This window comes from Staphylococcus sp. FSL W8-1268 (assembly GCF_038003965.1).
GTDB lineage: Bacteria > Bacillota > Bacilli > Staphylococcales > Staphylococcaceae > Staphylococcus > Staphylococcus hominis.
In genome coordinates this window covers 2,038,107-2,054,151 of record NZ_JBBOQE010000001.1, presented here as the reverse complement: position 1 = coordinate 2,054,151, position 16,045 = coordinate 2,038,107, and the positions used below count along the sequence as shown (strand labels likewise).

The following is a 16,045-nucleotide window of genomic DNA, read 5'->3' as shown; positions in this document are numbered from 1 at the left end:
TGTATGCAGTTTGCTTTTAAAATGTAAATAATTGATTTTATAGGAGGTAATTATGAGTAAAAGAAGACAAGGTCCTATTAACAAGAGATTGGATTTTATTTCCAATAAGTTAAATAAGTACTCTATAAGAAAATTCACAGTAGGAACAGCTTCAATATTAGTTGGTGCTACTTTGATTTTTGGTCACGCTGACGATGAAGCAAAAGCAGCTGAAGAAAATCATATGGAAAATACTTCTCTAAATAGTATTGAGAATGATAACGACAAAAATAATCAAAAAATTGACTCATCTAATGAAACTGCTACAACATCAACAGAAGAAAATACAGAAGATGTAATAACAAAAGAAGCGCCAACAAGTGAAGAAAATACAGAAGATGTAACAACAAAAGAAGCGCCAACAAGTGAAGAAAATACAGAAGATGTAACAACAAAAGAAGCGCCAACAAGTGAAGAAAATACAGAAGATGTAACAACAAAAGAAGCGCCATCAAGTAAAGAAAATACAGAAGATGTAACAACAAAAGAAGCGCCATCAAGTAAAGAAAATACAGAAGATGTAACAACAAAAGAAGCGCCATCAAGTGAAGAAAATACAGAAGATGTAACAACAAAAGAAGCGCCATCAGCAGAAGAAACAAACAAAGTAGCAACAGAAGAAGAAGCACCAGCAGTTGAAGAAACAAATGCTAAGAGCAATTCAAATGCTCAACCAGCAGAAACTGAGAGAACTCACGTTGTAGATACAGTTGCTAAAGATTTATATAAAAAATCTGAAGTTACAGAAGCAGAGAAAGCTGAAATTGAAAAAGTATTACCAAAAGATATTTCAAATTTATCTAATGAAGAAATTAAAAAAATAGCTTTAAGTGAAGCACTTAAAGAAACAGCTAACAAAGAAAACGCACAACCAAGAGCAACATTCCGTTCAGTAAGCAGAAATGCTAGAACAACAAATGTTAACAATTCAGCAACAGCATTAAGAGCAGCTGCACAAGACACAGTTACTAAAAAAGGAACGGGTAACTTTAAAGAATATGGAGATATAATCCATAAAACGTATAAAGAAGAATTCCCTAAAGAAGATGAGCTAACTGCATTCAATACAAACTTCAATCCTAATAAAGGAACTAAAGGCGCATTAGAATATAATGATAAAATAGATTTTAATAAAGACTTTACAATTACTGTTCCAGTAGCAAATAACAACCAAGGTAATACAACAGGAGCAGATGGTTGGGGCTTTACCTTTACTCAAGGAACTGGTCAAGACTTTTTAAACCAAGGTGGTATTTTAAGAGATAAAGGTATGGCAAATGCATCCGGTTTTAAAATTGACACCTCATACAATAATGTTAATGGCAAAGTCGACAAAATCGATGCAGATAAGAAAAAAAATCTAAATCAAATTGGCGCAGCGAAAATTGGTTACGGTACATTTGTTAGAAACGGTGCAGATGGTGTGACTAGCCAAGTAGGAACTGATGCTCTCAATTCAAAAGATGACCCTGTAAATAAAATAATTTATGCAGATAATAGTAATAATCTAAATGATGGAAAATTCCATGGTCAAAGATTAAATGATGTAGTATTAAATTACGACGCAGCCACAAGTACAGTAACTGCTACATATGCAGGTAAGACTTGGACAGCTACTACAAATGATTTAGGAATCGACAAATCTCAAAAATATAATTTCTTAATTACTTCAAGTCATATGCAAAATAGATATTCTGATGGAACTATGAGAACAAATCTTGAAGGTTTAACAATTACAACGCCTCAAGCTGATTTAATTGATGATGTGGAAGTAACGAAACAACCAATTCCTCATAAAACTATTCGTGAATTTGATCCAACTCTAGAACCAGGATCACCTGATGTTATTGTACAAAAAGGTGAAGATGGAGAATCAACAACAACTACACCAACTAAAGTTGACCCTGATACAGGAGATGTAGTTGAACGTGGTGAACCAACAACAGAAGTAACAAAAAATCCAGTTGATGAGATTGTACACTTTGCACCTGAAGCAGTGCCTCAAGGACATAAAGATGAATTTGATCCAAACGCACCGAAAGGTAGCGAAGAAGAAGTTCCAGGTAAACCAGGTATCAAAAATCCAGATACAGGAGAAGTTGTAACACCTCCAGTGGATGACGTAACAAAATACGGTCCAGTTGATGGCGATCCAATCATAGAAAAAGAAGAGATTCCATTTGATAAAAAACGTGAATTTGATCCAAAATTAGAACCTGGTACAGAAGAAGTCGTACAAAAAGGTGAAAATGGAGAGAAAACAATCACAACACCAACTACGAAAAATCCATTAACAGGAGAAAGAGTTGGTAAAGGTGAGCCAACAGAAAAGACCACAAAAGAGCCAGTAGACGAAATCGTACATTATGGCGGTGAGAAAGTACCACAAGGTCATAAAGATGAATTCGATCCAGAAGCACCTAAAGATAGCGTGGAAGAAATTCCTGGAAAACCTGGAGTTAAAAATCCAGATACAGGAGAAGTAGTAACACCTCCGGTGGATGACGTAACAAAATACGGTCCAGTCGATGGCGATCCAATCATAGATAAAAAAGAGATTCCGTATGAAACAAAACGTGAGTTTGATCCAGATTTAGCACCTGGTACAGAAGAAGTCGTACAAAAAGGTGAAAATGGAGAAAAAACAATCACAACACCAACAACGAAAAATCCATTAACAGGAGAAGTAGTTGAAAAAGGTGAACCAACAGAGGAAACTACAAAAGATCCAGTGGATGAAATCGTACATTATGGTGGCGAAGAAGTACCACAAGGCCATAAAGATGAATTCGATCCAGAAGCACCTAAAGATAGCGTGGAAGAAATTCCTGGAAAACCTGGAGTTAAAAATCCAGATACAGGAGAAGTAGTAACACCTCCGGTGGATGACGTAACAAAATACGGTCCAGTCGACGGCGATCCGATTGTAGATAAAGAAGAGATTCCATATGAAACAGAGCGTGAATTCAATCCAGACTTAAAACCAGGCGAAGAACGTGTTAAACAAAAAGGTGAAAATGGAGAAAAAACAATCACAACACCAACTATGGAAAATCCATTAACAGGAGAAAAAGTTGGTGAAGGTGAACCAACAGAAGAAATCACAAAAGATCCAGTGAATGAAATATGGTCCAGACAGCGACAGCGATTCTCAGATAGCGATTCAGACTCAGACTCGATAGCGATTCAGATTCAGACTCAGATAGCGATTCAGATTCAGATTCTGACAGCGATAGCGACTCAGACTCAGACTCGATTCGACTCAGATTCAGACTCAGATAGCGACAGCGATTCAGACTCAGATTCAGACTCAGATAGCGACTCAGACTCAGATTCAGATAGCGATTCAGATTCAGACAGCGATAGCGATTCAGACTCTGACTCAGATAGCGATTCAGACTCTGACTCAGACAGCGACAGATTCAGACTCAGACTCAGATAGCGACTCAGATTCAGACAGCGATAGCGACTCAGATTCAGACAGATAGCGACTCAGATCAGATTCAGATAGCGACAGCGATTCAGACTCAGATTCAGATAGCGACAGACTCAGATTCAGACTCAGACAGCGATAGTGACTCAGACTCAGACTCAGATAGCGACAGCGACTCAGACTCAGAGCTCTGACAGCAGATAGTGACTCAGATTCAGATTCTGACAGCGATAGCGACAGCGATTCAGACTCAGACTCTGAGACTCAGATTCTCAGACAGCGACTAGCAGACTCAGACTCAGATTCAGACTCAGACTCAGACTCAGATTCAGATTCTGACAGCGACAGCGACTCAGACTCTGACTCGACTCAGACTCAGACTCAGACAGCGATAGCAGATTCAGATTCAGCGATTCGACAGCGATTCAGCGATTCAGATTCAGATAGCGATTCAGATTCAGATTCTGACAGCGATAGCGACTCAGATTCTGATCAGATAGCGACAGCGATTCAGACTCAGACTCAGATTCAGATTCAGACTCAGCGATTCAGACTCAGACAGACTCAGATTCAGACTCAGATTAGCGATAGCGACTCAGACTCTCTCAGACTCAGATAGCGACAGCGATTCAGACTCTGACTCAGATAGCGACTCAGACTCAGACAGCGATTCAGACTCAGATAGCGACTCAGATTCTGACAGCGACAGCGATTCAGATTCAGACAGCGACAGCGATTCAGACTCAGACAGCGATAGCGATTCAGACTCAGATTCAGATAGCGACTCAGACTCAGACTCAGACTAGCGACAGCGACTCAGACTCTGATTCAGATAGCGACAGCGATTCAGACTCAGATAGTGACTCAGACTCAGACTCTGACTCAGATAGCGACAGCAGATTCAGACTCTGACTCAGATAGCGACTCAGATTCAGATTCTGACAGCGACTCGATTCAGACTCAGATAGCGACTCAGACTCAGACTCTGACAGCGATAGCGAGCGATTCAGACTCAGATTCGATAGTGACTCAGACTCAGACTCAGATAGCGACAGCGACTCAGACTCTGACTCAGATAGCGACTCAGATTCAGACTCTGACAGCGATAGCGACTCAGACTCAGACTCAGATAGCGACAGCGACTCAGATTCAGACTCTGATTCAGATAGCGACAGCGATTCAGACTCAGACTCAGATAGCGATTCAGACTCAGACTCAGACTCAGACTCAGACTCAGATAGCGACTCAGATTCAGACTCTGACAGCGACAGCGACTCAGATTCAGACAGCGATTCAGACGACAGCGATTCAGACTCAGATTCAGATAGATTCAGACTCAGACTCAGATAGCAGCGACTCAGCGATTCAGACTCTGACTCAGATAGCGACTCAGATTCAGATTCTGACAGCGATAGCGATTCAGATTCAGATTCTGACAGCGACAGCGATTCAGACTCAGATAGCGACTCAGATTCAGATTCAGACAGCGATAGCGACTCAGACTCAGACTCAGATAGCGACAGCGACTCAGATTCAGACTCAGACAGCGACAGCGATTCAGATTCAGACTCAGACAGCGATAGCGATTCAGACTCAGATAGCGATAGTGACTCAGATTCAGACTCAGACAGATAGCGACTCGATTCAGATTCTGACAGCGATAGCGACTCAGACTCTGACTCAGATAGCGACTCGATTCAGACTCTGACTCAGATAGCGACTCAGATTCAGACTCAGACTCAGACTCAGATTCAGATAGCGATAGCGACTCAGATTCAGATTCAGACAGCGACAGCGATTCAGACTCTGACTCAGATAGCGACTCAGATTCAGACTCTGACTCAGATAGCGACTCAGACTCTGACTCAGATTCAGATAGCGATTCAGACTCAGACTCAGATTCAGACAGCGACAGCGATTCAGACTCAGATTCAGATAGCGATTCAGATTCAGATTCAGATTCGACAGCGATTCAGATTCAGCGACAGCGATTCAGACTCTGACAGCGATAGCGATTCAGACTCTGACTCAGATAGCGACTCAGATTCAGACTCTGACTCAGATAGCGACAGCGACTCAGACTCAGATTCAGATCAGCTCTGACAGCGATTCAGACTCAGATAGCGATAGCGACTCAGACTCAGACTCAGACTCAGATAGCGATTCAGACTCAGATTCAGATAGCGACTCAGACTCAGATTCAGACTCAGATTGACAGCGATCAGACTCAGACTCAGACTCAGATAGCGACTCAGACTCAGACTCAGATAGCGATTCAGACTCAGATTCAGATTCTGACAGCGATAGCGACTCAGATTCAGATTCTGACAGCGATAGCGACTCAGACTCTGATTCAGATAGCGACTCAGCGATTCAGACTCAGACAGCGACAGCGATCAGACTCAGACTCAGATAGCGACAGCGACTCAGACTCAGATTCAGATTCAGACTCTGACTCAGATAGCGACTCAGATTCAGATTCTGACAGCGACAGCGACTCAGATTCAGACTCAGACTCAGATAGCGACTCAGATTCAGATTCTGACAGCGATAGACTCTGACTCAGATAGCGAGACTCAGACTCAGATAGCGATTCAGACTCAGACTCAGACAGCGACAGCGACTCAGACTCAGACTCAGACAGCGATTCAGACTCAGACTCAGATAGCGATTCAGACTCAGATTCTGACAGCGACAGCGATTCAGATTCTGACAGCGACAGCGATTCAGACTCTGACAGCGATAGCGATTCAGATTCAGATTCTGACAGCGATAGCGACTCAGACTCTGACTCAGATAGCGACAGCGACTCAGACTCAGACTCTGATTCAGATAGCGACAGCGATTCAGACTCAGATAGATAGTGACTCAGACTCAGACTCTGACTCAGATAGCGACAGCGATTCAGACTCAGACTCAGATAGCGACTCAGATTCAGACTCTGACTCAGATAGACTCTGACTCAGATTCAGACTCAGACTCTGACTCAGATAGCGACTCAGATTCAGACAGCGACAGCGATTCAGACTCTGACTCAGACAGCGACAGCGATTCAGACTCTGACTCAGATAGCGACTCAGATGACTCAGCGATTCAGACTCAGATTCAGATAGCGACTCAGATTCAGATTCTGACAGCGATAGCGACTCAGACTCTGATTCAGATAGCGACTCAGCGATTCAGATTCAGATAGCGATAGTGACTCAGACTCAGACTCTGACTCAGATAGCGACAGCGACTCAGATTCAGACTCTCAGATAGCGACTCAGATTCAGACTCAGATAGCGACTCAGATTCAGACTCAGATAGCGACAGATTCGACTCAGATTCAGACAGCGATAGCGACTCAGATTCAGATTCAGACAGCGATAGCGACTCAGATTCAGATTCAGACAGCGACAGCGATTCAGACTCTGACAGCGACAGCGACTCAGATTCAGCGACAGCAGATTCAGATTCAGACTCTGACTCAGATAGCGACTCAGATTCAGACTCAGACAGCGATTCAGACTCAGATAGCGATAGTGACTCAGACTCAGACTCAGATAGCGACAGCGACTCAGATTCAGACTCTGACTCAGATAGCGACTCAGATTCAGATTCTGACAGCGATAGCGATTCAGACTCAGACTCAGACAGCGACTCAGATTCAGATTCAGATTCTGACAGCGACAGCGACTCAGACTCTGACTCAGACAGCGATAGCGACTCAGATTCTGACAGCGATTCAGACTCTGACTCAGATTCAGATTCAGACAGCGATAGCGACTCAGATTCAGATAGCGATTCAGACTCAGATTCAGATTCTGACAGCGATCAGATTCGACTCAGACAGCGACTCAGACTCTGATCAGACAGCGATAGCGACTCAGACTCTGATTCAGATAGCGACAGCGATTCAGATTCAGATAGCGACTCAGATTCAGATTCTGACAGCGACAGCGATTCAGACTCTCAGATAGCGATTCAGACTCTGACTCAGATTCAGATTCAGACAGCAGATTCAGACTCAGATTCTGACAGCGATTCAGATTCAGACTCAGATAGCGACAGCGACTCAGACTCTGATTCAGATAGACTCGACTCAGACTCAGACAGCGATTCAGATTCAGATTCTGACAGCGATAGCGACTCAGACTCAGATTCAGATAGCGACAGCGATTCAGACTCAGACTCAGATAGCGACTCAGATTCAGACTCAGATAGCGATCAGTGACTCAGATCAGACTCAGACTCAGATTCAGACAGCGACAGCAGATTCAGACTCTGACTCAGACAGCGATTCAGACTCTGACTCAGATCAGCGACTCAGATTCAGATTCAGATAGCGACTCAGATTCAGATTCAGACAGCGATAGCGACTCAGACTCTGATTCAGATAGCGATTCAGACTCAGATTCTGACAGCGATTCAGATTCTCAGATTCAGATTCTGACAGCGACAGCGATTCAGACTCAGACTCAGATAGCGACTCAGACTCAGACTCAGACTCAGACAGCGATTCAGACTCAGACTCAGATAGCGACTCAGATTCAGACTCAGACTCAGATAGCGACAGCGACTCAGACTCTGATTCAGATAGCGACAGCGATTCAGACTCAGATAGCGATAGACTCAGACTCAGACTCAGACTCAGATAGCGACAGATTCAGACTCTCAGATCAGACTCTGATTCAGATAGCGACTCAGATTCAGATTCAGACAGCGATAGCGACTCAGATTCAGATTCAGACTCAGACTCAGACTCAGACTCAGACAGCGATTCAGACTCTGACTCAGACAGCAGATTCAGACTCTGACAGCGATAGCGACTCAGACTCTGACTCAGACAGCGATTCAGACTCAGATAGCGATAGTGACTCAGATTCTCAGACTCAGATAGCGACAGCGATTCAGCGACTCAGAGACTCAGATAGCGACTCAGACTCAGATTCAGACTCAGATAGCGACAGCGACTCTCAGATTCAGACTCTGATTCAGATAGCGACTCAGATTCAGATTCAGACTCAGACAGCGACTCAGACTCAGACTCAGACTCAGAGACTCAGACTCAGACTCAGATAGATTCAGACTTCTGACAGCGATAGCGACTCAGACTCAGACTCAGATAGCGATTCAGACTCAGATTCTGACAGCGACTCAGATTCAGACTCTGACAGCGATAGCGATTCAGATTCAGACAGCGATAGCGACTCAGACTCAGACTCAGATAGCGACTCAGACTCAGACTCAGATAGCGATTCAGACTCAGATTCAGATTCAGACAGCGATAGCGACTCAGATTCAGATTCTGACAGCGATAGCGACTCAGACTCTGATTCAGATAGCGAGCGATTCAGACTCAGACAGCGACAGCGATTCAGACTCAGATAGCGATAGTGACTCAGACTCAGATAGCGACTCAGATTCAGACTCAGATAGCGACAGCGATTCTCAGATTCACTCAGATTCAGATTCAGACTCTGACTCAGATAGCGACTCAGATTCAGATTCTGATTCAGCGACAGCGACTCAGATTCAGACTCAGACTCGATAGCGACTCAGACTCAGATTCTGACAGATAGCGACTCAGACTCAGACTCAGATAGCGATTCAGACTCAGATTCAGACAGCGACAGCGATTCAGACTCAGACTCAGATAGACTCAGACTCAGACTCAGATAGCGACTCGACTCAGACTCAGATAGCGATTCAGACTCAGATTCAGATTCTGACTCACAGCGATAGCGACTCAGATTCAGATTCTTCTGACAGCGACAGCGACTCAGACTCTGACTCAGATAGCGACAGCGACTCAGACTCAGATTCAGACAGCGACTCAGATTCAGACTCAGATAGCGACTCAGATTCAGATTCTGACAGCGACAGCGACTCAGATTCAGACTCAGACTCAGATAGCGACTCAGATTCAGATTGACAGCGACGATTCAGATTCTGACAGCGACAGCGACTCAGACTCAGACTCAGATAGCGATTCAGACTCAGATAGCGACAGCGACTCAGACTCTGATTCAGATTCTGACAGCGACAGCGATTCAGACTCTGACAGCGATAGCGATTCAGATTCAGATTCTGACAGCGATAGCGACTCAGACTCTGACTCAGATAGCGAGCGACTCAGACTCTGATTCAGATAGCGACAGCGATTCAGACTCAGATAGATAGTGACTCAGACTCAGACTCTGACTCAGATAGCGACAGCGATTCAGACTCTGACTCAGATTCAGATTCAGACAGCGACAGCGATTCAGACTCTCAGACTCAGACAGCGACAGCGATTCAGACTCAGACTCAGATAGCGACTCAGACTCTGATTCAGACAGCGATTCAGACTCAGATTCAGATAGCGACAGATTCAGACTCTGACAGACTCTGACTCAGATAGCGACTCAGACTCAGATTCAGATAGCGACAGCGATTCAGACTCAGACTCAGCGACAGCGACTCAGACTCAGACTCTGATTCAGATAGCGACAGCGATTCAGACTCTGACTCGACTCAGATTCAGACTCTGATTCAGACTCAGATTCAGACTCAGACAGCGACTCAGACTCAGACTCAGCGACTCAGATCTCAGACTCAGACAGCGATAGCGACTCAGATTCAGACTCAGATAGCGACTCAGATTCGATAGCGACTCAGATTCAGATTCAGACAGCGATAGCGACTCAGATTCAGATTCAGACAGCGACAGCGATTCAGATTCTGACTCAGACAGCGACAGCGATTCAGACTCTGACTCAGATAGCGACTCAGACTCAGATTCAGACTCAGATAGCGACAGCGATTCAGACTCAGACTCTCAGCTGACAGCGACTCAGACTCTGATTCTCAGATCAGCGATTCAGACTCTCAGACTCGACTCAGATTCAGAGCGACAGCGATTCAGATTCAGACTCAGACAGCGACTCAGACTCAGATACGATTCAGCGATTCAGACTCAGATTCAGATTCTGACAGCGATAGCGACTCAGATTCAGATTCTGACAGCGATAGCGACTCAGACTCTGATTCAGATAGCGACAGCGACTCAGACTCAGATTCAGATTCAGACTCTGACTCAGATAGCGACTCAGATTCAGATTCTGACAGCGACAGCGACTCAGATTCAGACTCAGACTCAGATAGCGACTCAGATTCAGATTCTGACAGCGATAGCGACTCAGACTCAGACTCAGATAGCGATTCAGACTCAGATTCTGACAGCGACAGCGATTCAGATTCTGACAGCGACAGCGACTCAGACTCAGACTCAGATAGCGATTCAGACTCAGATTCTGACAGCGACAGCGATTCAGATTCTGACAGCGACAGCGATTCAGACTCTGACAGCGATAGCGATTCAGATTCAGATTCTGACAGATAGCGACTCAGACTCTGACTCAGATAGCGACAGCGACTCAGACTCTGATTCAGATAGCGACAGCGATTCAGACTCAGATAGCGATAGTGACTCAGACTCAGACTCTGACTCAGATAGCGACAGCGATTCAGACTCAGACTCAGATAGCGACTCAGATTCAGACAGCGACAGCGATTCAGACTCTGACTCAGACAGCGACAGCGATTCAGACTCTGACTCAGATAGCGACTCAGACTCTGACTCAGACAGCTCAGACTCAGATTCAGCGACTCAGATTCAGATTCTGACAGCGATAGCGACTCAGATCTCAGATTCAGATAGCGACAGCGATTCAGACTCAGATAGCGATAGTGACTCAGACTCAGACTCTGACTCAGATAGCGACAGCGACTCAGATTCAGACTCTGATTCAGATAGCGACTCAGATTCAGACTCAGACAGCGACTCAGACTCAGACTCAGATAGACTCAGACTCTGACTCAGACAGCGATAGCGACTCAGATTCAGACTCAGATAGCGACTCAGATTCAGACAGCGATAGCGACTCAGATTCAGATTCAGACAGCGATAGCGACTCAGATTCAGATTCAGACAGCGACAGCGATTCAGACTCTGACTCAGACAGCGACAGCGATTCAGACTCTGACTCAGATAGCGACTCAGACTCTGACTCAGACAGCGATTCAGACTCAGATAGCGATAGTGACTCAGACTCAGACTCAGATAGCGACAGCGACTCAGACTCTGACTCAGATAGCGACTCAGATTCAGACTCTGACAGCGATAGCGACTCAGACTCAGATTCAGATAGCGACAGCGATTCAGATTCAGACTCAGACAGCGACTCAGACTCAGATAGCGATTCAGACTCAGATTCAGATTCTGACAGCGATAGCGACTCAGATTCAGATTCTGACAGCGATAGCGACTCAGATTCTGATTCAGACAGCGACAGACTCAGATTCAGATTCAGACTCTGACTCAGACTCAGATTCTCAGCTCAGATAGTGACTCAGACTCAGACTCAGATAGCGACAGCGACTCAGACTCTGACTCAGATAGCGACTCAGATTCAGACTCTGACAGCGATAGCGACTCAGACTCAGATTCAGATAGCGATTCAGACTCAGATCAGACAGCGATTCAGATAGCGACAGCGATTCAGACTCTCAGATTCTCAGACAGCGACTCAGACTCAGATAGCGACTCAGACTCTGATTCAGACTCAGATTCAGACTCAGATAGCGATAGCGACTCAGATTCAGACTCTGACAGCGATAGCGACTCAGACTCAGATTCAGATTCAGACAGCGATAGCGACTCAGATTCAGACAGCGATAGCGACTCAGACTCAGACAGCGATTCAGACTCAGATTCAGATCGACTCAGATTCAGCGACAGCGATTCAGACTCAGATAGCGACAGCGATTCAGACTCAGATAGCGATCTCAGACTCAGACTCAGATAGCGACAGCAGATTCAGACTCTGACAGCGACTCAGACTCAGACTCAGATAGCGACTCAGATTCAGACTCAGAGCGACAGCGACTCAGACTCAGATTCTCAGCGACTCAGACTCAGATTCAGATAGCGACTCAGATTCAGATTCAGACAGCGACAGCGATTCAGACTCTGACTCAGAGCGATTCAGACTCTGACTCAGATAGCGACTCAGACTCTGACTCAGATTCAGACTCTCAGATAGCGACTCAGACTCTGACTCAGATTCAGACTCAGATTCAGACAGCGACAGCGACTCAGACTCAGATTCAGATAGCGACTCAGATTCAGACTCAGATTCAGATTCAGACAGCGACAGCGACTCAGATTCAGACTCAGACAGCGATAGCGACTCAGATTCAGATTCAGATTCAGACAGCGACAGCGATTCAGACTCAGATAGCGACTCAGATTCAGATTCAGACTCAGATTCAGATTCAGATAGCGACTCAGACTCAGATTCTGATAGCGATTCAGACTCAGATCTCGACAGCGACTCAGATTCAGACTCAGACAGCGACAGCGATTCAGACTCAGACTCGAGATTCAGACTCAGATAGCGACAGCGATTCAGATTCAGACTCAGACAGCGATTCAGACTCAGACTCAGATGACTCAGACTCAGACTCAGATAGCGAGCGACTCAGATTCAGATTCAGAGCTCAGCGACTCAGATTCAGACTCAGATTCAGATTCTCAGCGATAGCGACTCAGACTCAGATAGCGACTCAGATTCAGACTCAGATAGCGACTCAGACTCAGACTCAGATAGCGATAGCGACTCAGACTCAGACAGCGACTCAGATTCAGACTCTGACAGCGATAGCGACTCAGATTCAGATTCAGATAGCGACTCAGATTCAGACTCAGACTCTGACTCAGATTCAGATTCTGACAGCGATAGCGACTCAGATTCAGACTCAGACAGCGACAGCGATTCAGACTCTGACAGCGATAGCGATTCAGACTCTGACAGCGATAGCGATTCAGACTCTGACTCAGATAGATTCGACTCAGATTCTGACAGCGACAGCGATTCAGATTCAGACAGCGATTCAGATGACAGCGATAGCGATTCAGATTCAGATTCTGACAGCGATAGCGACTCAGACTCTGACTCAGATAGCGACAGCGACTCAGACTCTGATTCAGATAGCGACAGCGATTCAGACTCAGATAGCGATAGTGACTCAGACTCAGACTCTGACTCAGATAGCGACAGCGATTCAGACTCTCAGACTCAGATAGCGACTCAGATTCAGATTCTGACAGCGACAGCGATTCAGACTCAGATAGCGACTCAGATTCAGACTCAGCGACTCAGACTCAGCGACTCAGATTCAGACTCAGAGCGACAGCGATTCAGACTCAGACAGCGACAGCGATTCAGACTCAGATCAGCGATAGTGACTCAGACTCAGACTCAGATAGCGACAGCGATTCAGATTCTGACAGCGATAGCGACTCAGACTCAGACTCAGAGCTCAGCGACTCAGACTCTGATTCAGATAGCGACTCAGATTCAGACTCTGACAGCGATAGCGATTCAGATTCAGACTCGATAGCGACTCAGACTCTGACTCAGATAGCGACAGCGACTCAGACTCTGATTCAGACAGCGATTCAGACTCAGATAGCGATAGTGACTCAGACTCAGACTCAGATAGCGACAGCGATTCAGACTCTGACTCAGATAGACTCAGATTCAGACTCAGACTCAGACTCTGACTCAGATAGCGACTCAGATTCAGATTCTGACAGCGACAGCGACTCAGATTCAGACAGCGATTCAGACTCAGATTCAGACTCAGATTCAGATAGCGACTCAGACTCAGATAGCGACAGCGATTCAGACTCTGACTCAGATAGCGACTCAGATTCAGATTCTGACAGCGACAGCGATTCAGACTCAGATAGCGACTCAGATTCAGATTCTGACAGCGATAGCGACTCAGACTCAGACTCAGATAGCGACAGCGACTCAGATTCAGACTCAGACAGCGACAGCGATTCAGACTCTGACTCAGACAGCGATTCAGACTCAGATAGCGATAGTGACTCAGACTCAGACTCAGATAGCGACAGATTCAGATTCTGACAGCGATAGCGACTCAGACTCAGACTCAGATAGCGACTCAGATTCAGACTCTGACTCAGATAGCGACTCAGATTCAGACTCAGACTCAGACTCTGACTCAGATAGCGACTCAGATTCAGATTCAGACAGCGACAGCGATTCAGACTCTGACTCAGACAGCGACAGCGATTCAGACTCTGACTCAGATAGCGACTCAGACTCTGACTCAGACAGCGATTCAGACTCAGATTCAGATAGCGACTCAGATTCAGATTCTGACAGCGATAGCGACTCAGATTCAGATTCAGACAGCGACAGCGATTCAGACTCTGACAGCGATAGCGATTCAGACTCTGACAGCGATAGCGATTCAGACTCTGACTCAGATAGCGACTCAGATTCAGACTCTGACTCAGATAGCGACAGCGACTCAGACTCTGATTCAGATAGCGACAGCGATTCAGACTCAGATAGCGATAGTGACTCAGACTCAGACTCTGACTCAGATAGCGACAGCGACTCAGATTCAGACTCTGATTCAGATAGCGACAGCGATTCAGACTCAGACAGCGACTCAGATTCAGACTCAGATAGCGACTCAGATTCAGACAGCGATAGCGACTCAGATTCAGATTCAGACAGCGATAGCGACTCAGATTCAGATTCAGACAGCGACAGCGATTCAGACTCTGACTCAGACAGCGACAGCGATTCAGACTCTGACTCAGATAGCGACTCAGACTCTGACTCAGACAGCGATTCAGACTCAGATAGCGATAGTGACTCAGACTCAGACTCAGATAGCGACAGCGACTCAGACTCTGACTCAGATAGCGACTCAGATTCAGACTCTGACAGCGATAGCGACTCAGACTCAGATTCAGATAGCGACAGCGACTCAGATTCAGACTCTGATTCAGATAGCGACAGCGATTCAGATTCAGACTCAGACAGCGACTCAGACTCAGATAGCGACTCAGACTCAGACTCAGACTCAGACTCAGATAGCGACAGCGACTCAGATTCAGACTCTGACAGCGATAGCGACTCAGACTCAGACTCAGATAGCGATTCAGACTCAGACTCAGATAGCGACAGCGATTCAGATTCTGACAGCGATAGCGACTCAGACTCAGACTCAGATAGCGACTCAGATTCAGACTCTGACTCAGATAGCGACTCAGATTCAGACTCAGACTCAGACTCTGACTCAGATAGCGACTCAGATTCAGATTCAGACAGCGACAGCGATTCAGACTCTGACTCAGACAGCGACAGCGATTCAGACTCTGACTCAGATAGCGACTCAGACTCTGACTCAGACAGCGATTCAGACTCAGATTCAGATAGCGACTCAGATTCAGATTCTGACAGCGATAGCGACTCAGATTCAGATTCAGACAGCGACAGCGATTCAGACTCTGACAGCGATAGCGATTCAGACTCTGACTCAGATAGCGACTCAGATTCAGACTCTGACTCAGATAGCGACAGCGACTCAGACTCTGATTCAGATAGCGACAGCGATTCAGACTCAGATAGCGATAGTGACTCAGACTCAGACTCAGACTCAGATAGCGATTCAGACTCAGATTCTGACAGCGACAGCGATTCAGATTCTGACAGCGATAGC

Annotated in this window: 1 protein-coding gene and 1 pseudogene; both read left to right on the top strand. The window is 45.8% G+C overall.

The features are described from left to right. Window positions 1-52 precede the first annotated feature (52 nt). Window positions 53-3,481: an E domain-containing protein gene (locus NST64_RS11625; RefSeq protein WP_445785730.1), complete on the top strand. Its 3,429-nt coding sequence runs from the start codon at window positions 53-55 to the stop codon at window positions 3,479-3,481. 8,802 nt (window positions 3,482-12,283) lie between these two features. Next, window positions 12,284-12,974: pseudogene (locus NST64_RS11620) on the top strand (hypothetical protein); the annotation flags it as partial. Window positions 12,975-16,045: the final 3,071 nt, after the last annotated feature.

Bases quoted from the DNA above. Each gene is read 5' to 3' on its own strand.
- NST64_RS11625 (WP_445785730.1), top strand. From the start codon at position 53: ATGAGTAAAAGAAGACAAGGTCCTATTAACAAGAGATTGGATTTTATT.